The sequence below is a fragment of the Sphingomonas sp. SP3 genome, assembly GCF_058514305.1.
In genome coordinates, this window is record NZ_JBZSOE010000001.1 from 674914 (window position 1) to 698142 (window position 23229).

Consider the following 23229-nt stretch of genomic DNA (forward strand, 5'->3'; position numbering starts at 1 on the left):
CGTTAGTCACTAGCGCCGCCGTATTCCGCGGACGACAGCGCCACTGCTGCCAGGTCCTGGAAGCATCCCCGCGAATGTCACCTCAGCGCCATGCTGTTCGAACATCCGTGCGACCGTCGCCACCCGTTGCGGCTGATCGAATTCCGGCGAATACCAATCGAACGTGTCCAGCACGAGCCACTCCCGATATTCCTCCGGGCTCAGATCCCTAGGGAAGCCGCGGTCGTCGGCGACGGGAACAAATCTCGTCAAAATCCCGAGCCCCGCTGAGCGCAGGCCTCGCGCGATCGAGCCCAGCGGCCGGGCGGTTCGCTCGATCAACCGCAATAGTGTCGTCTTTGGCAGCCGCTTCGTTGCCGGACGCAACAAATATTTCGCGTGGAGCTTCGTCCAAAACCCGGTGATTGGATAGAAATCCACCACGATCTCGCCCCCCACCCTCACCTTGCGGATGATGCTGCGGACAGACTCACTAAAGTTAGGTGTATGCTGAAGGACCCCCAAGCAAAAGGCCCGGTCGAAACTGCCGTCGGGAAACGGCATTTCGTAGACGCTGCACTGGAACAAGTGGAAACGCGCGGGCGCGATGCCGCCATTGTTCTTCTGATTGGCATCAACCGCGGTTGAGTAATCTACCGACCAGAGATTGGCCTTGGTGTTGGAGAGCACCGCTTGGCTGAATCGCCCCGCGCCCGAGCCGACTTCCAGAATATCGAGACCGGACAGGTCTTTCGGGTCCCATGCCGTGGTCGTGAAGAAGCGGTCGCGGCTAAGCGTCATCCCGCTCCTTTGCCGGTCGAGCTGGGTCGCAGCGAACTTGTTCCACTGCATCCCGAAGGATTCCGCGTAGTTGTCCACTGGTGCGAGCCGTGGGATTCCATTGACGATCGGAAAGGTCGCGCCGGCTTCATCGCGCAGCTCGTTCTTGATCTTCTTGAGGGGCAAGCCGGTAGACGGGTTGATCAGCTTCACGGTCATTGAAGTGCGTCCAGGTCCGAGATGCGGTTCATTGAAATAAGATCCATGGCTCCGGCGATGGGCAGGGCCTCGACCTGGAGACCGCGTTCCGTTGCATGCCTGATCACATAGAGGAAGCCATGTTCCCCGGTAGCCTCGCCGATTGCTCCAGGAAGCTTCTCTTTTAGAAGCGCAAGGACCGGGTCAGCGCGGAAGATAAACAGGCCAATGTCCCGCTCGCCGGGCCTCGGCGTAGTCGCTGCCTCGCGGGTCTCGACTACGGATAGCACGGTCCCATCGGTGCCTCGCTCGACGACGGTGTAGGCCTTCTCGACATTAGCGGTGACGAAGGTGAAATCGTTTTCGTGGCGTAGATGCGTTTCGACCATTGCATCGAGGGTTTCCTGCTGGAGGCCAGCGAGATCGCCCCAAGCGAGAATGAGGTGATCAGCGCTACCGCGCGCCTCCGCCTGATCGAATTGCAGCACTGCATCGCCCATCCCCGTCGGGTTTTCCTGGATGAGCAATTCGGCTTCGAAACCGACCTGGACCAGACAGTTGCGGATTGACTCGTATCCCTCCGGGCTAACGATGACGGTTGGACGGTCGTCGAAACGGGCGAGGCGGTCGAACAAGCGAAGGAGTATCGGCTGGCCACGAACGGGATGCAGGGTCTTCGGATAAGACAGCCCGGCGCGACTCCCCGCCCCCGCCGCTGCAATGAGCGCCCGGACCTTAGCCATGATAATCTTTGGCCACTTTGCCTCTGAAACCACGGGCGATCGCGCGCCAAAGCACCGGCGCCCTCCTTCCCGCGACGTAGCTCAAGCCCTCGACGACGGAATTGCGCTTTGCAACCCGTGAGATCGCAGCAACAACCGCAGCTAGATCGCGTACCAAGGGTGCGGAAAAGTATCGCTTGTTCAGGATGATAGTGTTCTTCAGGTAATAATAGACCTTAACGTCGCTCCATGGTCGAGACGCGACGTTGGGGTGATAGTGAAGCGCCTCGACGTGGCTTCCGACGAACCCATCAGCGCGCATCCGCATCAAGTAATCGATCTCGTCGCCCATCAGGAAGAAGCGGTCGTCGACGTTGCCGATGCGCCGCACCGTATCGACCGACACCAGGGCTCCGTTGAACAGGTGGGCGAATGGATAGGTTTTCTTGCTCGCGCCCGCCAGCTCTCGGGCCCTACGGATTTTTCGCCGCGGCGCGAACAGGACCGGCTGGTCCCGATCATCGAGAACAGGGAGCGGGAAGACGAGAAGATCATGGTCCTTCTCGTCAACCACGATCGAGGAGAGGCAGGCTGTACCATCCCCGAAATCGCGCTCGAGCACTTCGAGCGCGCGCGCGTCGGGAAAGCCGTCGTCGTCCATCAGCCAAACCGCGTCCGCGCCCACTCTCAGGGCTTCATCGATCGACCGTCGCCAGCCCCCGGCCGACCCGAGATTCTCTTGTGTGACGGCCCGGACTTTCTTGCGCTTCAGCATGGCAAGTGTGCCGTCGGTGCTGTTGTTGTTGATGACGACGATGTCGTCAGGCGGCCGTGTCTGCTCCCTCAAGTGATCGATGCACCGCTCGAGCAGCTTCTCCCGGTTGTGCGTGACGACGGCCGCGAGGATTTTCACAGGCCGAGCTCCCCGATGGCCTCGGTGGCCTCGCCCCACCCGCGATCGACCATCACGACCGCGATGCCCGCCCGCCGCGCCGCTTCCGCACCAAGTTCGGCATCCTCGAACACCAATGCTTGCGCTGCTTCCACCTGAGCCCGGCACAATACCTCGAGGTAAGACGCGGGAGCGGGCTTTCCAGCAGTAACGTCCTCGCCCGTCACCACCGGGTCGAGAAGGCCGGTGAGGCCCAACGTCTCGAGGCTCCGGTCGGTCGCACGCCGCGACCCCGACGTGCACAAAGCCACGCGATAGGTGTGGCTGGCACGTCTCACGAAACCGGCCGCGCCGTCGATCGGCTTGGCCGAATCCATCAGCGTTAGCGCTTGCCGTCTCTTTTCTTCGGTCAACTCAGCGACCAGCGCGGGCGTGGCCTCGACGCCCGCACCGGCGAGCAGCTTTTCAACGGCATCCTCGGTCTTCATCCCCGCGATCGTCGAATAATCGACCGCGATGTTCAAACTGGCGAATGTCTCTTCGAATGCCCGGGCGTGAATCGGCGTGGTGTCGACCAGGGTCCCGTCGAGATCGAAGATCAGAAGCTTTTTGCCCTTCAGCAATTCGGCGGTGGGGCTCACTTCAACCGCATCTGCTCGTAGGTGGCGAGGATTGCTGCGACGAGCTTCTTGCCGTCATGTTTGCCCGGCGCAGCGTCGCTTTCAAGGTCAGTCAGCACGAGCGGCACTTCAAGCGCCTCCAGGCCCACGGCGTCGTGCTCGACATAGGTTTCGTCCGCCTTGCGCCGGCCGTTGTTGACCAGGATCGCGGAGAAGAGGTCGCCGGGCGCAAGCGAGGAGGCGGAGCCCAGCGACAAATAACGGTAGGCGCCGTTCACATAGTCGGCGGTGGTGTAGCTCGGCGTCTCATAATCCGCTCCGATGTTGGTCACGAAGACCTTCACCGCGTCGCGGTTGTTGGCAATCGTCTCCGACACCCCCTTCGAAATATAGGTCGGGTAGAGTGAACTGTGCTGCGTCCCGGCCGAGTAAATGATGATGTCCGCCTGCTCGAGCGCAAGGACGACGCCGGGGGATGCGCTTGGGGTCGCATGATGCCAGGCGAGATACTGTCGCTGTTCCTCTACCGGCAGGCGCGCAAGATCATCCCGCGGTGCTTGCCCTTCCGTGAGGAATATCTCTTTGACCCGGACATTGGAACGCAGCTCGACGATCTCGGCTTCGCAGTAGAGCACCTCGTTATTCTCGCGCACCGCCGATAGCCATCGGTTCTCCTTGCTGCTCGGCAACACCGTCCCTCGCAGCCGGAATAGCCGGTCGATAAGGCGCGTCGCCTGCTCGAGGTCGCGGCCGCACTCGATGAAGGCGCCGGCGTAGATGCAGTTCATCAGCGAGCAGTCGGAGAAGCTGAAGTCGCGTGCCGAGCTTCGCTCGAGCATGTCGAGCGTCACTAGAAAGGTCGAAAGGAAGCGCCGCAAATGCGGCGTGAAGCCTTTGGTCGACAGCCCCGCCACCTCGTCCGCGCCATCGCAGAAGCTGCGCAGGCTCGACAGCGCGTCCTCGCGTTTGCAACCGACCGGGAAACGATATTCGAACAGCGGGAGCGCGACGTCGGCGCATTCTCCAGGAACCATCAATTGCTGGACCTTACGGATGTCCGAAGGCCCCAGCATCGTGAAGAACCGGCGGATCTCGCCCGTCGATTTGCCGTCGTCGTAGGCGTTGACGACCGAGACGACGTTAAGCCCCCCGGCATCGAGCAGGGCCGGGACCAGCGACGCAGCACCTCGGCCGCCGTTGAGCACGACAACAGTCAGCATGGCCGCCGCTTACCCGACTGGCTTGCCGCTAGGAAGCCGCGACGACCCAAGCTTGCGATAAATCCGGTCATATTCAGCCACCCCGGCTGGCAGGTCGAAGGCCCGGCTATTGTCCCGAATCTCGTCGCCACGGGCGGCGCTGCATTTGAGCACGTCGTCGATCGCCTTGCCCAGTGCGGCCGAGGTGAAGCTCGTCACCGCGACGGAGCAATTGCGCTTAAGGTCGAGGAGCTCGCCGAGGTCGCCGATCCCGGCATTGGCGATCACCGGGATATTGAATGCGAAAACCTCGGAAAGCTTGGTCGGGAAGCAACCGGCGAGGTTCAGCCCCGGTTGGAAAAACATCACCGACATTGACGAGATGGCGAGATAGTGAGGCACCTGGTCGCGCGGAACGCCGATAGCGATTACCCGGTCGGCGGGGACGCCTTTGCGCCGCGCGGCCTCCTTCACGGCCTCGGCGCCGTTGTTGCACAGGAACAGGAAGCGGGCGTCGGGCCGCCGCTTCAAAAGCTCGGTGAACAAGTCGAACATCTCGTCGATCAGATATTCGGTGCTGATCGTGCCGAGGTAGAGCAGCACGAAATCATGCTTGCCGATCCCCAGCTGCTTGCGCGCCGCCGCAGCGTCCGCTTTGCGCACTATGTCGGGATCGAACATCGTGAAATCCGCGCAACATGGGATGACACTGAACCGGGCGAGGCCCTCTCCGGAGGGATACCAGTCGTTCAGAATGGCGGTCGCCTTCCGGGTCAGCGCGACGACATGGTCCGCGTTGGCGAAATAATAGGGCTCGCGCTTCTTCAAGGCGCGGAAGACGAAGGGGAAGCGCGAATTCTTCATCCCCCCTTCATTGTAGAAGTGGCGGAAGTCGATCAGCAGCTTTGCGCCGGTCGCGCGCTTCACCGCCACGCCCGCCTCGATCGGCAGATAGCTGCGGCAATGGACCACGTCGGGCCGCTCGCGACGCGCGATAGCGACCGCGGTGCGGCGGAGGTTCAGCGTGTCGAATAACTGCGCGGCCAGGGGCGGAAAGCGGTGATAGCGGAGCCGGGTCCAACGAACGCCCGCTGCATCGAACGCCGCCTGATACTGGGCAAGAACCGTATCCTTCCCCGGCTTTTCGAGGCTGACCAGATGAATGTCGTGCCCTAGCTTGGCGAGTCCAAGCAGGTAGGGCGCGATCTGCGATTGGCCGATATGGTCGGCAATGCCATTGTGGCTGAGGTACAAGATCTTCAAATCAGTTCGTCCAACAGCGCGTCCCAACTGCGGTCGATTTGCGCGGGAGAGAAATCGACGGCGCGCCTGAGCGCTCCCTGCTTGAGGTCGCTCATCAGTATGGGGTTCATCAGGACTTCCAATATTGTCTCTACCCAAAGATCGACCGTGGCCGTTCCCGGCAAAGGCACGGGTAGAAGGTAGCCGGCGGAAGTCCGCTCTGCGCTACAACGCTCTGGGTCATGCGCCATTTGCGCGGCGAGCAGTTCATGCGGGCCTCCGCTGCCACTGTCGGCCGCCGCTACCGGCACGCCTTGTGCCATGGCCTCAAGGATGACGAGGCCAAAAGATTCGGTCACCGACGTGGACACCAGCAGCCGCGCCTTGCCGATTTCCGACGCCGCATTCTGGATGGCACCGAGAAAGGCAATTCGTCCCGCGGTGACTTGCTTGCTCGCCAAAGCACCAGCCTTAGCGACTGCTGCGCCATGCAATTGTCCGTCGCCGATCATCGCGATGCGCAGGTCAGCTTGCTCCCCAAGCAGCTCCGTGAATATCGCGACCGCGCCAAACGGGTTCTTGTCCTCCGTAAATCGGCCGCACCACACGAGATCGAATTCGTTCTTCGCGTGCACTTTCGCAGGGATGTCCACACTGTTGGGAATGAGCCGGACGCGCTCAGGCGGCACGCGGTAGAAACTGTGCGCCTCCTCGGCGATGGTCGGGCTAACCGCAACTACCGTCTTGAAACCTTGGTAGACACGCACAGCCAGCCACCGAAATCGCCTGAGCAACCGGTTGGCCGTACCGCTGACGCCGGCATGCAAAATTGTAAGCTTTGGTTCGCTCGTCCGTGACAGGATGTTGATCAGGTCGGCCCGCCACAGATTGCTGATGCTTGCACCGGGCCGAATGGCTCGCTTAAGCGCCCGTAGCCGTCGCGCTTGCTCAACATAGGTAAGCCAGCGCGTTGCCAGCGAGCGATGCGGAGGATCGCCCAGCACATGCAGCTGCACGTTCGCCGGCGTAGCGACCGCCTCCTCCAAGCTGAAGCAGGCGAGATGCACATCATGAGACCGGGATAAATTTTTGGCCAGATTGAGCACAATCCGCTCGGTCCCGCCGACCGCCTCGATCTTCGACAAAATGAACAGTATCCGCGCCATCAGGCGATCAAAACGGGTAGAAGCGATAAGGCACAAACCACATCGCGTAGGTTGCGAAATTGAGCCACACGAACTGGATCAGCGCAGAGTAAAGGACCACAAGGATCGTTCCGAGGCCCTTGCGCGCATAAACATATGGAACCTGCGGCAGGATCGTGAGCTGCAGCGGGAAGAGATAGAGCGCCATCCGGTCGACCGCCGTCGATGAGGGCGAGTAAATCAAGAAAATCAGCGCCGCGATCGAGGCGAGTGAGAAGTTCAGCCAGATCCGCCACTGGCGTTCGTCGAAGCCGAACCTCCTGCTTCCGAGCAGGAACAAGACGCCGGCCAGCACGGTCATCGCCACCCGAACCCCCGCGCCCTGGGAGGCATATCGTGTAGCGATATAGCCCGTGACGAACCTGTTCAGCTCATCGGAAAGCAGGAAATTGAACAGGACCCAGGTCGCGATCGCCACGGCAACGATATTGAACAGCCGGTATCGCGTGGAGACCAGCACGACGAGCGGCAGGACGCAGATTGCCGTCCGGTGGAAGAGCCCGGCGATAAGAACGTAGACGGTGAATGTCAGGAGCCCCTTGCCCCGGATGACGGAGGCGAGGCCGGCCAGAACTAGACCAATCGCCACCGACTGTCGCGTGTAGCCCATGGCCACGACATTGATCAGATATGGCACCGCCACCAGGAGGACGAGCCACGGATTGCGCTGGGTGATCGCAAACCGGCCCAGGCCCCACATGAGCACGGCGCCACAGAATAGGTTTACTAGCCAGATGCCGCCCCCAAGCTTGTAGGCTGCAAAGTTGACCGCTTGATACGCCGGGTCACCGCGCGAAAGGGCCGACGTGAAGGTGTCGAAGCGCATCATCTTGAAGTAGCCGAGGTAGGAGAACCAATCCCCGCCCACTCGATAGCGCAGCCCGATTAGTAACGTGGCGGCGAGCAGGCCGGCCACAAAAAGAGCGCGGGCCGGCGTACGGCCAGTTTCGGTGGCGCTGGACGCCCAAAAGGCACCGAGCGCGAAGTACATGAAGAGGAGCCAGTACGGGTACAAGGTCGTCAGTTTCCCGGAAGCAGCAGGCTCCTTGGCGCGTCATAGGTTCGTCGGTACGGGCAGTCTAGCGTCCGGGCCGGGACAAAGCGCCGCAACTGTGAGATCGTGCGACTCAGATAATCATTCCAGGATTGCACACATGAAGTTGCGCAACGCGTATGATGTTGCTGCGTATCTGGTCGGTCAGCAGATCGCCCGGACACGATGGAAGAGATGGCGGCAGAAAAGCCAGCCCTTCGTCCATCGCGGTGATGATGGCCTGTCGTTCCGCTTGCACCCGCCCGAGCTGATCGACGGCTACATCTTTGCCGAAGGCATTTTCGAGCGTCGCCTGCTCCGCTTTCTGCGCCGCTTCCTGCCTCACGGGCGAACGATGGTCGACATTGGCGCGAACATCGGCAACCACGCCATTTACCTGAGCAGGAACTTCGAGACGGTCGAGTGCTTCGAGCCCAACCCAGTCGCGGTCGACCGGCTGACCGAGAACATCCGCCTGAACGGCATTCGGAACATCAGGGTTCACTCGGTTGCGCTAGGCGAAGTCGCGGGCAGCCTTCCCTTTTACGCGAACACTAGCGGCAATTTGGGCGCCAGCGGCTTCGCGCACCATGAGTCCACGCCATCGGCGATCCTGCCCGTCGTCGTGGGCGATGCTTATTTCGACGAGCATGAGATCGGCTCGATCGATTTCCTGAAGATCGACGTAGAGGGTTTCGAGCCGCAGGTGCTCCGCGGGCTATCCCGGACGATCGGTGCGCACCAGCCGATTATCGTCCTCGAATTCGACGGGACCGATACGGGCGTGGTGCCGTTCGATGAAATTCGATCGGCGCTACCGGGTTACGTTTTCGCTGAAGCTGTCCGCACCAGCCCACAAAGGGACGCCCTTGGCCGCCTGCTCTTCGTGCTCAAGAGCGGGATGGAGCCCAGGCTAACCGAAATGACCCATCCGGAACCCCGCTTCTACGACGCGATTCTGGCTGTTCCTCAATCGAAGGCTGGGCTGATCCTCCGGGCCACGACTGTTTAGGCCTGACGCCGACCGCTTAAGGACCTATTGGCGCACTGATGAAAAACCTACCGAAGGTCTTTGCCGGCCTCCACCGCCATTTCAGGATGAATCCGCTCACGCGGGATCATGTGATCGCCGGCTTTGCACGCTTCGCGCGCTTCCAACTCGCGTGGCGCCTGAGCGGCGAGGCGACAGTCCACCCCTGGATTGGCTCGTCGAGACTTATCGTTGGCGCTGGCATGCGAGGGGTCACGGGCGATGCGTACATGTTCCTCGACGAGCCGCGGGACATGTTGTTTTGCGCACACCTCCTCCGCCCGGGCGATCTGTTTTTCGACGTGGGCGCGAACGTCGGCTCCTATTCCGTGATCGCGGCGAAGGTGTGCGGCGCGCGGGTAGTGGCGTTCGAGCCGGCCGCCGAGACGATCAGTCAGCTACTCGATAACCTACGGCTGAACGGCATCGAGGACATGGTACGTATCGAGCAATGCGCAGCCTCGAACCACGAAGGAACGGTGCGCTTCACTACCGGTGAGAATGCTCTGAACAGGGTGTCCGACGCCGGGACCGAGGTGCAGTGCAGGACGCTCGACAGCTACGCCGACGAAGGTCCGCTTTTCGTAAAGGTCGACGTCGAGGGGCACGAACGCGAAGTCGTCGAAGGAGCGCACAAGCTGTTCAGCAACAAGAAGCTGAAAGCGGTGACGCTCGAAACGCCAATCGAGTATCGCAACGCCGCCTTCGTCGACTCGATGCGAGAGTTCGGGTTCGAGGCCTACGACTACGATCCAGTGACGCGTGAACTGACCAAGACGGGCCGGCCCGACCGCCACAACACCTTGTTCATCAAGGATCCAAAATTCGTGGCGCGGAGGCTCAAGGAGGCCCCGAAAATCGAAATTGCAGGCAGGACATTCTGAGCCGGGATTTAGCTTCGCGAGAACACGAAGTTGATCAAAAGCCAGAAGACCGTGGGCGCCAGAAGAATCCCGAACAAAAAGAACAGAGGTCCGTTTCGGTTGAGGAAGCCCTTCATAAGCGGCCTATAGCGTCCATCGATCGACGGCCGGGTCAAGCTCACGGTTGCGCCACATGCCCTTGATGTCCGCCAAGGTGCCACCGGGAGCGACCAAGCCCTCCAGTTGGGCATCGTCCAGGTTGCGATAGGCCTCGTGGCCCACGGCGCCGATCACCAGGTCGTAGCTACCGCCCAGGAAGTCCGCACTGCGCAGCCCATGATCGCGATCAAGCTCCTCGGCTGAGGCCAGCGGGTCCGCGACATCGACCTCATGCCCCAGCGCTTTCAGTCGCTGGATCAGGTCGAAGCTGCGGCTGTTGCGGAGGTCCGGCACATTCTCCTTGAAGGTCAGGCCGAGGACGAGTGCCCGCCCGGCCTTATGTTTACGCCGCTCATGCAACGTATCGGCGATCCAGTCCCCCATCGCGTCATTGGTCTCACGGCCGGCCAGGATGACCTGCGGATGATGGCCAAGACTCTCCGCTAAATGGCTCAAATAATAGGGATCGACACCGATGCAGTGCCCGCCAACGAGACCCGGCTCGAACGGCAGGAAGTTCCACTTGGTTCGGGCGGCAGCGAGCACATCCCAGATCGATACGTCGATCTTCGAGAAGATCTGCGTGACCTCATTAATGAAGGCGATGTTGACGTCGCGCTGCGCGTTTTCGATCGCCTTGGCAGCTTCCGCTGTTTTGATCGACGCAGCGCGGAAGACACCGCCCGAGGTGACCGCCCCATAGATCTCGGCCAACTGATCGAGCACTTCCTCATCCTCGCCGGCGATGACCTTCGTGATCTGGTCGATGGTGTGCTTGCGATCGCCGGGATTGATCCGTTCGGGGGAATAACCGACGCGGAAATCGCGACCGCGCTTGAGGCCCGTCAGTCGCTCGATCTCCGGTCCGCAGATGTCCTCCGTCACGCCGGGGTAGACGGTACTTTCGTAGACGATGGTCGGCCGCTTAGCGGGGTCAATGAGGCCAGCGATGGTCCGGGTCGCTGCCAGGACCGCGGTCAGGTCAGGCTTACGATCAGCATCGACGGGAGTCGGGACGGTAACGATGTAGACGTCCGCGCCGTGACAGTCGGTCGGATCGGTGGTCAGCCTTAGCTCCGACGCGCTTAGCTGCTCGGCGGACAGTTCATTGGTGTCATCGCGGCCACTCCGCAGGGCCTCGACGCGGCCTTTATCGATGTCGAAGCCGACCGTCGGGAACTGGCGCGCGAGCGCGATCGCCAGCGGGAGCCCAACGTAGCCAAGGCCAACAACAACAATGCTAGGGGAAGCGCTCACCGAAACGGCTGATAGAGTCGCTTCGGCGGCTGGGCTAGAGGCCGCGAGCGACCTGCGGCGGGATCGGCGTCATGCGGCCCGCCATCTGCATGTCGAGCGCGCTATGTTCCGGCAGCACCACGCGGAACTTGCGGTTGGCGAAGTCGATCGAGACCTTCTTGAAAGCGCGCATCGCGTTCATGCCGAGAAGCAGCGACGGACGGTCGTTGAGGCCAAGCTGCTTGAAGGTGTGGGCGTCGGCGAAGACGATCGCGAGGTTGTTAAGGGTTACGCCGCCCATGCTCAATTCAGGCACAAATACGTACTGACCGGTGATTTTTGCGCCGGTAACGGACTGAAGCTCAACGGTTTGCGCGTCTCTCGAGACCCTCTTGCCGAGCAATTGCCGGCGCAGAGCCTCGTTACCGATGCTGATTTGGGCCCCGGTATCGAGAACAACCGTGAGGACTCGGCCATTGATATTGGCCTCGGTCACAACGAGTCGGCCGTTGCGCCGCGAGGCCGAGATGACGATTGAATCCCCGTCGTTGGTGGCCTCGCGCGTTGCCGATGGGACGATCGACATCGTCTTGCCTGCGAAGTCGAACACAATCCGCTGCGAGCGCAGGGAGTCCACGCCCAAGATACCATCGGCGCCCATGTTGCTGCTCTCGAGCACGGGCGCGTCAGCAACATTCACGGCCCTTCGGGTCAATTGAAGGTCGGAGACATTGGCCGTGGTCACGGTTGAAACGCCGGCCACGCTGTGGAGCGACGCGTCTGCGCCGGCAGAGAGTTTGAGTCGATTGGCGATGTCGCGGGAGATAGCCGTCCGGTCGGCGCCGGTGTCGACCAGGAAGCGGTAGGGCCCGGTTCCTTGAACCGTGACCGGAACCGTCATCCGGTCGTAAAGCTCGTTTCTGAAGCGCACGTCCTCAGTCTGGGTGGTGCGATCCACTTCCGGCACGCCGGAAACCGGCTCCAGATGAGTCATCGGCACATCGGCGGCCGCCACGGTCCCGATCGCCAAAACGCCAAGCCCAATCAGCACATTGCGCACCATCGGACACCTCCGGTCACAAGTTTACGCGCAGCGGACAGCGCGAGCAAATGCCGTTCGCTACCGTTGGTCGAATCGTTGCGCGTTCGGCCGGTCGAAGCGAAGCATCAGATTGTTGGCGGGCATCGTGCGCACTTCAGCGAGGACAAAGCCGCGTTGCGCGGCCGCCTCCGCGAAATCCTCAACCCGTCTCAGGCCCCAGGAGGGGTCGCGACTCTTCAGGCTGGCGTCGAAATCGAGGTTGCTCGGCGCCGTTTCGATATCGTCTTTGAGCCAAGGGCCGTACAGGATCAGCCTTCCGTCCGGCGCCAGTATCCTTCCCGCGCCCTCGATCAGGCCGAGCGCCGATGCCCACGGGCTGATGTGCACCATGTTGATGCTGAGGACCGCATCCGCATGCGTGACGGGCCAGTTAGCCAGCGAAGCATCGAGTCGAATGGGCTTCCGCACGTTCGCTAGTGCCGCGCCTTCGACGCGCGCCGAGATGGAATCTAGCGCTTCCGGGTGCAGGTCCGTCGGCTGCCATTGCAGTTCCCGAAAGCGCTCGGCGAAATATATCGCGTGCTCGCCGGTTCCGGAGGCGATTTCGAGCACGAGGCCGCTGTTGGGCAGCCAATCCTCGAGCACCTCACCGATCGGCTCCCGATTGCGGAGCGCCGCTGGGGCCGAACGCACAGCGCCGGCCGCCGGCGCCTCGTAGAAACGCCGGTCGTCGGTCACTCGGCCGCTTCGGCTGGTGCAACTTCGCGATAGGTCAGCACCGGCTTCCTCGCTGCCAGCGTTTCATCGAGGCGGCGGCGTGGCGCGTAAACAGGCGAGGCCTTGAGCGTTTGGTCGCCTGCTTTCGCCCGCTCGGCCACCGAACGAAGCGCCATGATGAATTCATCGAGGCTCGCCTTCGACTCAGTCTCGGTCGGCTCGACCAGCATCGCTCCGTGCACAACCAGCGGGAAGTACATCGTCATCGGATGGAAGCCTTCGTCGATCAGCGCCTTGGCGAGGTCGAGCGTGGAAATCCCTTCGGCGAACCCACGATCCGAGAAGATCGCCTCGTGCATGCAAGGTCCGCTCTTCGCGAACGGAGCGTCGAGCACATCTCCGAGACTGCGCAGGATGTAATTCGCATTCAGCACGGCATCGTCGGCGACCTGCTTCAGCCCATCCGCGCCGTGGCTCAGGATGTAGGTCAGCGCGCGGGTAAACATGCCCATCTGGCCGTGGAAGGCGACCATGCGGCCGAACGCGTGGGGGTGGTCCTCCCCTGCATTCTCCTCCTCGACCAGCTTGAATCCGCCTTCGCTGGACCGAGTGACGAAGGGCAAAGGTCCGAATGGCGCGAGCGCTTCCGAAAGGACGACGGGACCGGATCCCGGACCGCCGCCGCCGTGCGGCGTGGAGAAGGTTTTGTGGAGGTTGATGTGCATCGCATCGATGCCGAGATCGCCGGGCCGGACCTTGCCGACGATGGCGTTGAAGTTCGCGCCGTCGCAATAGACGAACGCCCCCGCAGCATGGACCGCGTCGCTGATCGTCTTCATGTCCGGCTCAAACAGGCCGCACGTGTTTGGGTTGGTGATCATCACCGCGGCGACGTCTGGGCCGAGCCGTGACTTCAAGGCGTCAAGATCGACGCGGCCTGCCGCGTTGGCGGGGATATTCTCGACTGCATAGCCGGCAAAGGCCGCCGTCGCCGGGTTGGTGCCGTGCGCGCTTTCAGGAACGAGAACGACTTGGCGAACGTCACCGCGCGCCTCGAGCGCAGCACGGATGCACAAAAGGCCGCACAATTCGCCATGCGCACCTGCCTTCGGGCTCATCGCGATGCTATGCATGCCGGTAAGCTCGAGAAGCCAATGGGCGAGCTCGTCGATTACCTGGAGCGCGCCCTGCACAGTCTCCTGCGGCTGCAACGGGTGGACGTCCGCAAACCCCGGCATCCGCGCGACCTTCTCGTTCAAGCGCGGATTGTGCTTCATCGTGCACGACCCGAGCGGGAACAGGCCAAGATCGATCGCGTAATTCTGGCGCGATAGCCGGGTGTAGTGACGGACGGTTTCCGGCTCGGAGAGGCCCGGAAGGCCGATCGGCCGATTGCGCGCCAAATCACCGATGCGCGATTCAAACGCCGGCACCTTGGCAAAGTCGACGCCGGTCTGATCGATGCTTCCGATCTCGAACAGCAAGGGTTCCTCGAGCATCAGTGCCCGGTTACCGGTCGCGGTCACGCCTTCGCCTTGCTCGTTGGCGGGCGCGGACGGCCGCCAGCCTGACGGATTGACGGTCATCGCACGACCTCCTTCAGCGCGGATTCCAGTGCGGCGATGTCTTCGTCGCTAACCGTTTCCGTAACCGCGATTACCAAGCCGCGCTCAAGCGCGTCCGCGCCGGGGTAAAGCCGGCCGAGCGACACGCCGCCAAGAATGTCCTTCGCCACCATCGCATGGACCGCAGGCCGCGCCTCCACGGGAAGCTGCACCGTGAATTCGTTGAAGAAGGTCTCGTTGACCAACTCGACGCCCGGAATAGCCGACAGTCGCCTGGCGACCTCGCACGCGCGCGCGTGATTCAATGAAGCGAGCTGGCGCAGCCCCTTTTCGCCGAGCAGGGTCAAGTGGGCAGTGAACGCCAAGGCGCAAAGCACCGAGCTGGTGCAGATGTTCGAGGTCGCCTTTTCGCGGCGGATATGCTGCTCGCGGGTCGATAGGGTGAGCACGAAACCGCGCTTGCCTTCTGCGTCGACGGTTTCGCCCGCGAGCCGCCCGGGCATCTGCCGCACGTGCTTTTCACGGCAGGCGAACAGCCCGACATAGGGACCGCCGAACTGAAGGCCGACGCCGATGCTCTGCCCTTCGCCGACGACAATGTCCGCACCCATTTCACCGGGCGAACGGATCATGCCGAGCGCGACCGGTTCGGTAACCACCGCGATCAGCAGCGCCCCGGCGGCGTGCGCAGCGTCCGCAATCGGCGTCAGGTCGGTGATCCGGCCGAGAATATCAGGATATTGAACGACCACCGCGCTAGTCTCGCCATCGATCTTTGCCAGCAACCGTTCGATGTCGCTGGTCGCATCGAGCGTCGGCACCGCGGTGTCGAGCTGGTCGCCGGTGAACTTGGCCATCGTCGTCGCGACACTGACGTAATGGGGATGGACGCCGGAAGAGACGACCGTCTTGTTCCGCCGACTGATGCGGTGAGCCATCAGGATCGCTTCCCACATCGCGGTCGAGCCGTCGTACATCGACGCGTTGGCGACTTCGCAGCCGAACAGGCGGGCAACCTGCGTCTGGAACTCGAACATCATCTGAAGCGTGCCCTGGGCGATTTCGGGCTGGTAGGGCGTGTAGCTGGTCAGGAACTCGCCACGCTGAATGATGTGGTCGACGCTTGCGGGGATATGATGCTTGTAGGCGCCGCAGCCGAGGAAGAACGGCACGTCGCCGGCGACCATGCTCTGCCGCGAGAGCGCACCCATGTGCCGCTCCACCGCCATTTCCGATGCGTGCATCGGAAGGCCGGCGATCGGGTCTTTCAGGCGAAGCTCATCAGGCACGTCACGGAACAGGTCGTCGATCGATCCCGCACCGATCACCCGCAGCATCTCGCTGCGATCGGCTTCGGACAGGGGCAAGTAACGCATCAGTCGGGCTTTCTCATGATGAAGCGAAGGCGGACGTAATCGGCGATGTCGCTGCCGAACCGGCCTGCAACCGCGGTTCCAATTTCGGCGCGCTCATCTTCTGGAACTCCGGCTCGGTCGAGCCAACCTTTGCGGAAGGTGGTGACCCAAGCGGCAATTCCATGATTTAGCGGCGTTGGACGCTCGATTAGCCGCGCATCGATTTCGGAGAAGCCTGCAGCTTCATAGACTGCGGCAAAGTCTTGGGGAGACGGGTACCAATTGCCCGCTTCGACCGGCGGGACGTAGCCGCGAATGACGAGTTCTTCATCGAGTGCCTCGCGAAGTGTGAGGAGATTACCTTCGCCGCCCATCTCCCCGACGAACCGCCCGCCCGGTTTCAACGCGAACCAGATCGCGCGCGCCGCGCGTTCTTTATCGAGCACCCAGTGAAGCGTTGCATTGGAAAAAGCGGCATCGAAAGCTTCGCCAAACTTGAGCTCGGCCGCGTCCATAAAACGCGCATCGATGCCCTTGGCCCGCGCAGCGCCGATCATCTCGACCGAATTGTCGATCCCAACGACCGACGCTCCCCGCTCGACGATCTTTTCCGTCAGCGTCCCGTCGCCGCAGCCGACATCGAGGATATGCTCGCCCGGCTGGGGGTCGAGCAGCTCGAGCGCGGCACCGCCCAGCTCGGCGACGAAGGCACCGACCTTGGCATAATCCGCGGGATCCCATTTGCTGGTCGAGGCGATGGTCTGGCTCAAAGGGTCTTGAGCCACTCGCGATAGGCAGCCTCGTCCATCAAGCCTTCAAGTTCCGACGGGTTCGCAAGCTTGAGCCTGAAGAACCAGCCCGCCCCTTCCGGGTCACTGTTCACCAGCGCGGGATCCTCGGCGACAGCCTGATTGCCTTCGATGACCTCGCCCGAGACCGGTGCATAGACGTCCGAAGCCGCCTTCACCGATTCGACGACCGCCGCTTCCTGACCTTTGGCGACGGTTCGGCCGGCGTCCGGTACCTCGGCAAAGACGATGTCGCCGAGCGCTTCCTGCGCGTGGTCCGAAATGCCCACGGTCGCGGTGTTGCCCTCGACCCGGATCCATTCATGTTCCTTGGTGAAATACAAACTCATCAGGCGGCTCCCTTGCGGTGGTAGCGGTGGGGGACGAACGGCATGGCGGTGACCTGCGCGTCGAACAGCTTGCCCCGCTGCTCGAGCTTGAGGGCGGTACCGACCTCGGCGAATGGGGTTGCGACATAGCCCATGGCGATCGGGCGTTGCAGCGAGGGCGAGAAGCCGCCGCTGGTAATCTTGCCCAGCTCATTGCCCTCGCCGTCGAGAATCAGCGCACCCTCACGAACCGGTTGGCGGCCGTCGACCTCGAACCCGACACGCTTTTGTGGTGCGCCATTCTCCAGCTCGGCGAGGATCCGCATCGCGCCCGCGAACCCTCCCTCGGCGCGGCGGCGCTTGTTGATGGCGAAATTGAGGTCGGCCATAACCGGCGTCGTGCCGCGGTCGAGATCGTGACCGTAAAGCGGCAGCCCCGCCTCCAGTCGCAGCGAGTCACGGGCGCCAAGGCCGATCGGCTTGGCGAGCGGATCGGCGAGGATCGCATCGGCGAGCGCGGCGACTGAATTGCCCGGGACCGAAATTTCGAAGCCGTCTTCGCCCGTGTAGCCTGACCGGCTGATCCACAGGCTCCGCCCCTGCCAGTTGAACGGTCCGCCCTGCATGAAGCCTAGTTCGGACACGCCCGGGACGATCGTTTCGAGCACGTCGACAGCGCGCGGGCCCTGGAGCGCGAGCAGCGCTTGCTCCTTCATGTAATCGACCTGGACTTCGCCCGGCAGCCGGCTCCGCATGACTTCGATGTCGCCATGCTTGGTCGCGCCGTTGACCACGACGTAGAAATCGTCGCCCCGGCGCGTGGCCATCAGATCGTCGATGATCCCGCCGTCGTCGTCGAGCAGAAGCGAATATTTGGGCTTCATGTCCTTCGCGGCGCGGAAGTCGCCCGGCATCAGCCGTTCGAGCGCCGCATCGGTCTCTCGACCGTGGATCAGCAACTGACCCATGTGGCTAACGTCGAACAGGCCCGCGTTTTCACGGGTCCACAGATGCTCGGCCATGATGCCTTCGTACTGGACCGGCATCTCATAGCCCGCGAACGGGACCATCCGGCCGCCGTGCGCGCGGTGCCACTCATCAAGCGGCAGCTTGTCGAGGGTTTCAGAATTCTGGCCGTCCTGACTCATTAAGCTCTCCGCGACAAAGCGATGCCTGCGCCCTTGCGGCCCAGCCATCGCCCCCGTCTGTCGCTGCGCCTGAGAGCTTTGCCCCTTCGGCGGCCCGCAGTTGCGGACACTTTCCAGACTGTCAGGCGCGCGCGGTCCATTTTGCCTGAGAGATTCCGGGGGCGGTTGCTCCTTCGGCGCCGTCGCTAGGACGAACTCTCCCGTGCGGCCTTCCGGAAGCTGCGCTTCCGGCGACGCGCATGCCTTGGCGGCGCCTTAGACCTGAGTCAACGCGTGGCGTTATACTTGAGCTGATCCGTGGTCAGCTGGAAGCCCACGAGATGTTCGAAGGTTGCGTCGGCCACCGATTTGCGAACGGCAGGATCGGACAAGGGGTCGATCGCGGCCTCGGCTTCACCGGCCTTGCGCGGGCGAGTCAGGATATCGCGAACATTCGCAGGCAACGTCGCCGCGCCGCGATTGACGCGGACGGTGGCCTGGACCCTGGTCCAGGCATGAAGGTCACCGGCGTTGAACACGACAGAGGCGGAGCCGACCTGCTTGGCGGCGACCTCAGTGCCGCCGCGAAGCGCGACGTCGAAATAAGGCAGGACCACCTGGCGCGCCGGGCCGGCGTCGCGACGAAGTGCCACCACGGTGAAGGTAATGGTCGAAACGACGTCGTTCCCGGAATCCTGGCAAACGGCGCGAACGTCAGTGATCGCGGCGGTCACGTCGATCGCCCGGGAATCGGTGCTGCCCTCAGGGTTGAACAACGTTATGTCGCCAGTCCCCGCAGGCACCCCTGCAATCGGGCACGAGCTCCGCACGGCATAAATGCCGCCGCCGTTATCGGACGTAACGTCGCCGGCATGGCGGCACGCGCTGAGCAAAGTCATTGAAAGCAGGGCAGCGAGGCGAAGCTTCACGTTGGGGCGATCCTTAGAAGTCCGGGGATTTAATCAGCGCGTTCATAGGTAGGGCCTTCTACGGCTGCAAGCGAAGGCTTATGTCCCCTGTCTGCATGCTGAACCGACCCCCTCTTCGAGTATTAATCGCGGCCCCGCGAGGTTTCTGCGCCGGCGTCGATCGGGCAATCCAGATCGTCGAGCTCGCGCTCGAACGCTTCGGGCGGCCGGTCTATGTGCGCCATGAAATCGTCCACAATCGGTTCGTGGTCGAACGGCTGAAGAGCCTCGGCGCTGTCTTTGTCGACGAGCTCGATGAGGTGCCCGACGATCGCCCTGTGGTATTTTCGGCGCATGGAGTCCCCAAATCAGTCCCGACTGCTGCTCAAAGCCGCGGCCTTACCTATGTCGACGCGACTTGCCCGCTCGTGTCGAAGGTTCATCGCCAGGCTGAGCGGCTGATCGAAGAGAATCGCCACATCCTGTTCATCGGCCACGCCGGCCACCCGGAGGTGATCGGGACGTTCGGCCAAGTCCCGGCGGGTTCGATCACGCTAGTGGAAACGGTTGAGGACGCACTGTCGGTCGATGTGCCAACAGGCGCAGATCTCGCCTTCCTCACCCAGACCACGCTGTCCGTCGACGACACCGCTGCCATCGTCGAAGCACTGAAGAACCGCTTCCCCGCAATCCGCGCACCGCGCAGCGAAGACATTTGTTACGCGACTTCCAATCGCCAGGCCGCGGTCAAGGCGATTGCGCCGGAATGCGACCGAATGCTGGTGATTGGCGCGCCGAACAGCAGCAACTCCCTGCGGCTGGCTGAAGTCGCCGAACGCCTCGGCGTGCCATCGCGGCTGATTGAGCGGGCCAGCAACATCGATTGGAAGTGGTTGGGCGAGCCTCGAACGGTCGGGGTCACGGCTGGGGCGTCAGCGCCCGAGGTGCTGGTGCGCGAAGTGCTCGAGGCTCTCGCCGAGCGGTTCGAGGTCACGGAAGAGATCGCCGATCACACCCCGGAGCGGATGATCTTCAAGCTCCCGCGCGAGCTCGTCGGCTGACGTGACGGAGCTGCCGCTGGTCGAAATCTATACGGACGGCGCGTGCCGCGGGAATCCAGGCCCCGGCGGCTGGGGCGTCATCCTGCGCATGGGCGAGAAGGAACGGGAGATCGCCGGCGGCGAACCGCTAACGACCAACAACCGCATGGAGCTTGTCGCTGCTATTCGAGGCCTGGAAGCGCTGAAACGCCCCTGCCGCGTCGAGCTTCATACCGACAGCATCTATGTTCGCGACGGAATCACGCGGTGGGTCCACAAATGGCGCCAGAACGGCTGGCGAACGTCGGATAAGAAGCCGGTCAAGAATGCCGAACTATGGCAGGAGCTGCTCGAAGCATCGGCGCCGCACCGGATCGAATGGCATTGGGTGAAGGGCCACAGCGGACATCCCGAAAACGACCGGGCCGACGCGCTGGCCTGCGCCGAGGCTGACCAGCAGCGCGTCCACCACCGCCTGTGATTTCGTCAATCGAAGCGCGCGGGCGCGAAGGTCTCGGGATCGATGTGGGCAACCATCTGATCCGGAGTTGCCCTTAGGAGTAGGCTAGCGGCCAGCTTGGCCGCCGCCGGCGATGTCTGGATCCCGAAGCCGCCCTGCCCCGTGCACCAGAAGAAAGCCGGCGAACGGCTGTCGAAGCCGTAGACCGGCAAGCGGTCTGGAGCGAATGTCCTAAGGCCCGCCCAGCTGCGCTCGACCCGCTGGACCGGCCAGTCCACCGCCTTCTCGAATCGGTCGATGGCGGTCGCGATATCGATCTCGTCGGGGGCCGCATCGCAGGGATCGGTCGAAATCTCGTCGTGCGGGCTTAGCCAGATGCTGCCGTCGCCTTCGCTCTTAAAATAAAATGTCCCCGCAGCGTCGTCAATCAACGGCAAGTCTTTGAGGCCGGCGCGATCGACGCGAAGCTGGACCATCGTGCGGCGCTTGGGAGCGAAGCCGAGAGGCTGCACTCCGCACGCCTCGGCCACGGGATCGGCCCACGCCCCGGCCGCGTTGACCAGGACCGAGCAGTCGAGATCAGCGCCGCCGGCAAGCTCGACCGACCAGCGTTCGCCATCGAATGACGCACGTTCCAGTCGCGAGCCGCAACGAACTTCCCCGCCAGCACGCCCGAAGGCGCGAAGGCAGGCCGCATGCAGGGCCGCGACATCGATGTCCGCGCAGCCGGGCTCGAGCAGCGCCTTGGTCCATCGCGGACGGACGCCCGGTACGAGCCGGTCAAGCCGTCCGCGATCGAGCCGCTCCGTCTCGACCGACGCGGGAACCTCGGGCCAATCATCATCGGAAAGATGGATCGCCCCGCGGCTGTGAAGGAAACCCCGCTCCGAGAAATCTGGTGGCGGATCCCGAAGGAATGAGCCCGACGCGATGGTGAGTTCGGCGACGTGCGGGCCGCCATAGCTCTCCAGAAAGAAGGCGGCCGACCTACCGGTTGAATGGTAGCCGCAATGATCCTCGGCCTCGATGATCAGAGTCCGCATGGCACCGGCAATCTCGGCGCCAAGGCTCGCCCCGGCGATCCCGCCGCCGACAATCACAACGTCGAAAGATTCGCTCATCGTCCTACGCGGTTACGAATTCGAAAGGCGCGGCGTCTAGTGGTGCGTTCCATGATCAACGGGACGTTTACCGAAATCCTGCTCGCCGTGCTCGCCGCGATCCTCGTCGTTGCGGCCGTCATCGACGTTCGCACGTTCACGATTTCGAACCGTCTGAACCTGACGGTCGCGCTGCTCGCGCCGGCTTATTGGGCGTCTATCGCCCTGTCGCCGTGGCCGGGCATTGCCGTGCAGCTGGCCGCGGCGGTGGCGGTCTTCACGATTCTGGCTGGCGCCTTCTACGCCGGCATGATGGGCGGCGGCGACGTCAAGCTCGCGGCAGCGCTCGCCCTGTGGTTCTCGCCCGTTAGCACCGTGAAATTTCTGGTCTTCATGTCGCTCGCGGGCGGCATTCTGACCTTGGGCATTCTCGCCTGGCATCGCACCAAGCATCGCCAGGGACGCCCCAAGATTCCGTACGGAGTCGCGATCGCATTCGGCGGTCTGACGATTCTCACCCAACGCTTTCTTAACCAATTTGTCTGATGTGTGAGGCTGTACTCAAGGCCCGTCTAGGGGAGGCGATCGCGCCATGGATGTGAAGAAGGTAGCGCTGCTCGTTGGAGCGCTGGTCATTGCGGTGGTTACCGCGGTCATGGCCAAAAATATGTTCGCCGGCGCCGGTGCGCAGCAGGCCTCTGCTGCGCCTGCCGTTCCCGTTGGGCCGAAGGTCCTTGTCGCCAAGAAGGCCCTGCCCGTCGGCACCATCATCGATGCGGAGAGCTTCGCGTATCAGCCTTGGCCCAAGGAACTGATGCAGGACGCCTATTACGTGGAAGGCGGCCCCGACAGCGATCTTCGCAGACTGATGGGCACCGTTGTCCGCTATAATATCACCGCCGGCCAGCCGGTCACTCGGGGCGCCTTGGTAGGCCCGAACGATCGTGGCTTCCTTGCCGCGGCGCTTGGCCCCGGCATGCGCGCCGTGACCGTTCCTGTGAACGTCGCGACCGGCGTCGCCGGCTTCGTGTTCCCGGGCGACCACGTGGACATCGTGCTGACTCAGCAGGTCCAGGGTGGTGGCGACGGCGCCGCGCTCAAGGTTTCCGAGACGATCATCCGCAACGTCCGCGTCCTCGCGACCGACCAGCGGCTGACGGACAAGAATGACGACGGCAAGACCGAGGTGAAGACATTCTCCAACGTCACGATGGAGGTGACTCCGCGCATCGCCGAGAAGATCGCGGTCGCGCAGAGCATGGGCCAGCTGTCGCTGTCGCTCCGCTCGATCGCCGATAACACGGCCGAACTCGAGCGTGCGGTTGCATCGGGCGACGTCAAGGTCCCGGCCAATGCCGATCCGGCGCAGGAGCGGCAGATGCTGCTCGCAATCGCCAACCGTCCGATGGACTCGAATACCACCTTCACGACCGGTGGCGACGTGTCGCGCTTCCAGCGCCGCACTGTCCCGGGCCGTAACGATGCGTCAACGCAACTCGCGCAGGCGATGTCGGGTCTCGGCAAGGGTATCGGTCAAGCCATTGCTGGTGGAGCTGGCGCCGCGCCGGCCCCGACCGGTCCGGTAGTTCGTGTTGCTCGCGGCAACAGTGTCACCGTTGTTCCGGTGGGAGCTCGCTAAA

Annotated in this window: 24 protein-coding genes and 2 riboswitches; of the genes, 6 read left to right on the forward strand and 18 right to left on the reverse strand. The window is 62.8% G+C overall.

Annotated elements, in window-relative coordinates; translation table 11 throughout:
* Positions 1-9: 9 nt before the first annotated feature.
* From AC4K8G_RS03610 to AC4K8G_RS03645, 8 genes are read right to left on the reverse strand one after another with little or no spacing between them, the layout of a single operon-like run.
* Positions 10-978 (reverse strand): class I SAM-dependent methyltransferase, encoded by a 969-nt coding sequence (locus AC4K8G_RS03610; RefSeq protein ID WP_491732807.1) that lies wholly within the window; start codon positions 976-978, stop codon positions 10-12.
* A complete protein-coding gene (locus AC4K8G_RS03615; protein WP_491732808.1) occupies positions 975-1700 on the reverse strand; it encodes an NTP transferase domain-containing protein in 726 nt (241 codons plus the stop codon). Before AC4K8G_RS03615 ends, AC4K8G_RS03610 begins: the two co-directional genes overlap by 4 nt.
* Complete coding sequence (locus tag AC4K8G_RS03620; protein ID WP_491732809.1) at positions 1693-2592, reverse strand: glycosyltransferase; 900 nt, start codon at positions 2590-2592, stop codon at positions 1693-1695. The genes AC4K8G_RS03615 and AC4K8G_RS03620 overlap by 8 nt, the downstream gene beginning before the upstream one ends.
* Positions 2589-3212 carry an HAD family hydrolase gene (locus AC4K8G_RS03625; RefSeq protein ID WP_491732810.1) on the reverse strand — a complete coding sequence of 208 codons (624 nt, stop codon included), beginning with the start codon at positions 3210-3212 and terminating at the stop codon, positions 2589-2591. The genes AC4K8G_RS03620 and AC4K8G_RS03625 overlap by 4 nt, the downstream gene beginning before the upstream one ends.
* On the reverse strand, positions 3209-4411 hold the full coding sequence (locus AC4K8G_RS03630) for a 2-phospho-L-lactate transferase CofD family protein (RefSeq protein WP_491732811.1): 1203 nt from the start codon (positions 4409-4411) through the stop codon (positions 3209-3211). Before AC4K8G_RS03630 ends, AC4K8G_RS03625 begins: the two co-directional genes overlap by 4 nt.
* Before the next feature lie 9 nt (positions 4412-4420).
* The gene (locus AC4K8G_RS03635) at positions 4421-5653 is read right to left on the reverse strand and encodes a glycosyltransferase (protein WP_491732812.1); all 1233 of its coding nucleotides are present in this window, start codon (positions 5651-5653) and stop codon (positions 4421-4423) included.
* Entirely contained in the window at positions 5650-6798 is a 1149-nt protein-coding gene (locus tag AC4K8G_RS03640) for a glycosyltransferase (protein ID WP_491732813.1), read from the reverse strand. Before AC4K8G_RS03640 ends, AC4K8G_RS03635 begins: the two co-directional genes overlap by 4 nt.
* A gap of 7 nt (positions 6799-6805) precedes the next feature.
* The gene (locus tag AC4K8G_RS03645) at positions 6806-7828 is read right to left on the reverse strand and encodes an EpsG family protein (RefSeq protein ID WP_491732814.1); all 1023 of its coding nucleotides are present in this window, start codon (positions 7826-7828) and stop codon (positions 6806-6808) included.
* A gap of 163 nt (positions 7829-7991) precedes the next feature.
* Here AC4K8G_RS03645 and AC4K8G_RS03650 point away from each other — a divergent pair, with 163 nt between their 5' ends.
* Together AC4K8G_RS03650 and AC4K8G_RS03655 are read left to right on the forward strand one after the other, a co-directional pair.
* Entirely contained in the window at positions 7992-8882 is an 891-nt protein-coding gene (locus AC4K8G_RS03650; protein WP_491732815.1) for an FkbM family methyltransferase, read from the forward strand.
* A gap of 38 nt (positions 8883-8920) precedes the next feature.
* A complete protein-coding gene (locus AC4K8G_RS03655; protein ID WP_491732816.1) occupies positions 8921-9784 on the forward strand; it encodes an FkbM family methyltransferase in 864 nt (287 codons plus the stop codon).
* A gap of 123 nt (positions 9785-9907) precedes the next feature.
* Here AC4K8G_RS03655 and AC4K8G_RS03660 read toward each other — a convergent pair whose 3' ends face one another.
* The 9 genes from AC4K8G_RS03660 to AC4K8G_RS03700 all read right to left on the reverse strand — a co-directional run bounded on the left by AC4K8G_RS03660 (position 9908) and on the right by AC4K8G_RS03700 (position 19010).
* Positions 9908-11179, reverse strand: coding sequence for a nucleotide sugar dehydrogenase (locus AC4K8G_RS03660; protein WP_491732817.1), 1272 nt, complete (start codon positions 11177-11179; stop codon positions 9908-9910).
* A 34-nt stretch (positions 11180-11213) separates the two neighbouring features.
* A complete protein-coding gene (locus AC4K8G_RS03665) occupies positions 11214-12221 on the reverse strand; it encodes an aspartyl protease family protein (protein ID WP_491732818.1) in 1008 nt (335 codons plus the stop codon).
* 57 nt (positions 12222-12278) lie between these two features.
* Positions 12279-12938 carry a DUF938 domain-containing protein gene (locus AC4K8G_RS03670; RefSeq protein WP_491732819.1) on the reverse strand — a complete coding sequence of 220 codons (660 nt, stop codon included), beginning with the start codon at positions 12936-12938 and terminating at the stop codon, positions 12279-12281.
* On the reverse strand, positions 12935-14503 hold the full coding sequence (gene gcvPB / locus AC4K8G_RS03675) for an aminomethyl-transferring glycine dehydrogenase subunit GcvPB (protein WP_491732820.1): 1569 nt from the start codon (positions 14501-14503) through the stop codon (positions 12935-12937). Before gcvPB ends, AC4K8G_RS03670 begins: the two co-directional genes overlap by 4 nt.
* Positions 14500-15858, reverse strand: a complete 1359-nt coding sequence (gcvPA, locus tag AC4K8G_RS03680) for an aminomethyl-transferring glycine dehydrogenase subunit GcvPA (RefSeq protein ID WP_491732821.1) — start codon at positions 15856-15858, stop codon at positions 14500-14502. Before gcvPA ends, gcvPB begins: the two co-directional genes overlap by 4 nt.
* Positions 15858-16622, reverse strand: coding sequence for a class I SAM-dependent methyltransferase (locus tag AC4K8G_RS03685; RefSeq protein ID WP_491732822.1), 765 nt, complete (start codon positions 16620-16622; stop codon positions 15858-15860). Before AC4K8G_RS03685 ends, gcvPA begins: the two co-directional genes overlap by 1 nt.
* Positions 16604-16975, reverse strand: a complete 372-nt coding sequence (gene gcvH, locus AC4K8G_RS03690; protein WP_491732823.1) for a glycine cleavage system protein GcvH — start codon at positions 16973-16975, stop codon at positions 16604-16606. Before gcvH ends, AC4K8G_RS03685 begins: the two co-directional genes overlap by 19 nt.
* Positions 16975-18102, reverse strand: coding sequence for a glycine cleavage system aminomethyltransferase GcvT (gene gcvT, locus AC4K8G_RS03695; RefSeq protein ID WP_491732824.1), 1128 nt, complete (start codon positions 18100-18102; stop codon positions 16975-16977). Before gcvT ends, gcvH begins: the two co-directional genes overlap by 1 nt.
* 53 nt (positions 18103-18155) lie before the next feature.
* Positions 18156-18223: riboswitch (glycine riboswitch) on the reverse strand.
* 1 nt (position 18224) lies between these two features.
* Positions 18225-18315, reverse strand: a riboswitch (glycine riboswitch).
* Positions 18316-18368: 53 nt separating this feature from the next.
* Complete coding sequence (locus tag AC4K8G_RS03700; RefSeq protein ID WP_491732825.1) at positions 18369-19010, reverse strand: hypothetical protein; 642 nt, start codon at positions 19008-19010, stop codon at positions 18369-18371.
* A gap of 95 nt (positions 19011-19105) precedes the next feature.
* Between AC4K8G_RS03700 and ispH the strand changes: the two genes are divergently transcribed.
* Entirely contained in the window at positions 19106-20050 is a 945-nt protein-coding gene (gene ispH / locus AC4K8G_RS03705; RefSeq protein ID WP_491732826.1) for a 4-hydroxy-3-methylbut-2-enyl diphosphate reductase, read from the forward strand.
* 1 nt (position 20051) lies between these two features.
* On the forward strand, positions 20052-20510 hold the full coding sequence (gene rnhA, locus AC4K8G_RS03710) for a ribonuclease HI (RefSeq protein WP_491732827.1): 459 nt from the start codon (positions 20052-20054) through the stop codon (positions 20508-20510).
* A gap of 5 nt (positions 20511-20515) precedes the next feature.
* Here the strand turns inward: rnhA and AC4K8G_RS03715 are convergent, their stop codons facing one another.
* Entirely contained in the window at positions 20516-21610 is a 1095-nt protein-coding gene (locus tag AC4K8G_RS03715) for an NAD(P)/FAD-dependent oxidoreductase (RefSeq protein WP_491732828.1), read from the reverse strand.
* A 51-nt stretch (positions 21611-21661) separates the two neighbouring features.
* Between AC4K8G_RS03715 and AC4K8G_RS03720 the strand changes: the two genes are divergently transcribed.
* Both AC4K8G_RS03720 and cpaB read left to right on the forward strand, forming a co-directional pair.
* On the forward strand, positions 21662-22135 hold the full coding sequence (locus tag AC4K8G_RS03720) for an A24 family peptidase (protein WP_491734404.1): 474 nt from the start codon (positions 21662-21664) through the stop codon (positions 22133-22135).
* Positions 22136-22181: 46 nt separating this feature from the next.
* On the forward strand, positions 22182-23228 hold the full coding sequence (gene cpaB, locus AC4K8G_RS03725) for a Flp pilus assembly protein CpaB (RefSeq protein ID WP_491732829.1): 1047 nt from the start codon (positions 22182-22184) through the stop codon (positions 23226-23228).
* The last annotated feature ends 1 nt before the right edge of the window (position 23229 follow it).

Excerpts from the sequence above, each read along its gene's own strand:
- gcvT (WP_491732824.1), bottom strand. The coding sequence starts at position 18,102 with ATGAGTCAGGACGGCCAGAATTCTGAAACCCTCGACAAGCTGCCGCTT.
- AC4K8G_RS03645 (WP_491732814.1), bottom strand. The coding sequence starts at position 7,828 with ATGTACTTCGCGCTCGGTGCCTTTTGGGCGTCCAGCGCCACCGAAACT.
- AC4K8G_RS03630 (WP_491732811.1), bottom strand. The coding sequence starts at position 4,411 with ATGCTGACTGTTGTCGTGCTCAACGGCGGCCGAGGTGCTGCGTCGCTG.
- ispH (WP_491732826.1), top strand. The coding sequence starts at position 19,106 with ATGCTGAACCGACCCCCTCTTCGAGTATTAATCGCGGCCCCGCGAGGT.
- AC4K8G_RS03715 (WP_491732828.1), bottom strand. The coding sequence starts at position 21,610 with ATGAGCGAATCTTTCGACGTTGTGATTGTCGGCGGCGGGATCGCCGGG.
- gcvPB (WP_491732820.1), bottom strand. The coding sequence starts at position 14,503 with ATGACCGTCAATCCGTCAGGCTGGCGGCCGTCCGCGCCCGCCAACGAG.
- AC4K8G_RS03640 (WP_491732813.1), bottom strand. The coding sequence starts at position 6,798 with ATGGCGCGGATACTGTTCATTTTGTCGAAGATCGAGGCGGTCGGCGGG.
- AC4K8G_RS03610 (WP_491732807.1), bottom strand. The coding sequence starts at position 978 with ATGACCGTGAAGCTGATCAACCCGTCTACCGGCTTGCCCCTCAAGAAG.
- AC4K8G_RS03665 (WP_491732818.1), bottom strand. The coding sequence starts at position 12,221 with ATGGTGCGCAATGTGCTGATTGGGCTTGGCGTTTTGGCGATCGGGACC.
- AC4K8G_RS03615 (WP_491732808.1), bottom strand. The coding sequence starts at position 1,700 with ATGGCTAAGGTCCGGGCGCTCATTGCAGCGGCGGGGGCGGGGAGTCGC.
- cpaB (WP_491732829.1), top strand. The coding sequence starts at position 22,182 with ATGGATGTGAAGAAGGTAGCGCTGCTCGTTGGAGCGCTGGTCATTGCG.
- AC4K8G_RS03655 (WP_491732816.1), top strand. The coding sequence starts at position 8,921 with ATGAAAAACCTACCGAAGGTCTTTGCCGGCCTCCACCGCCATTTCAGG.
- gcvH (WP_491732823.1), bottom strand. The coding sequence starts at position 16,975 with ATGAGTTTGTATTTCACCAAGGAACATGAATGGATCCGGGTCGAGGGC.
- AC4K8G_RS03720 (WP_491734404.1), top strand. The coding sequence starts at position 21,662 with ATGATCAACGGGACGTTTACCGAAATCCTGCTCGCCGTGCTCGCCGCG.
- gcvPA (WP_491732821.1), bottom strand. The coding sequence starts at position 15,858 with ATGCGTTACTTGCCCCTGTCCGAAGCCGATCGCAGCGAGATGCTGCGG.
- AC4K8G_RS03650 (WP_491732815.1), top strand. The coding sequence starts at position 7,992 with ATGAAGTTGCGCAACGCGTATGATGTTGCTGCGTATCTGGTCGGTCAG.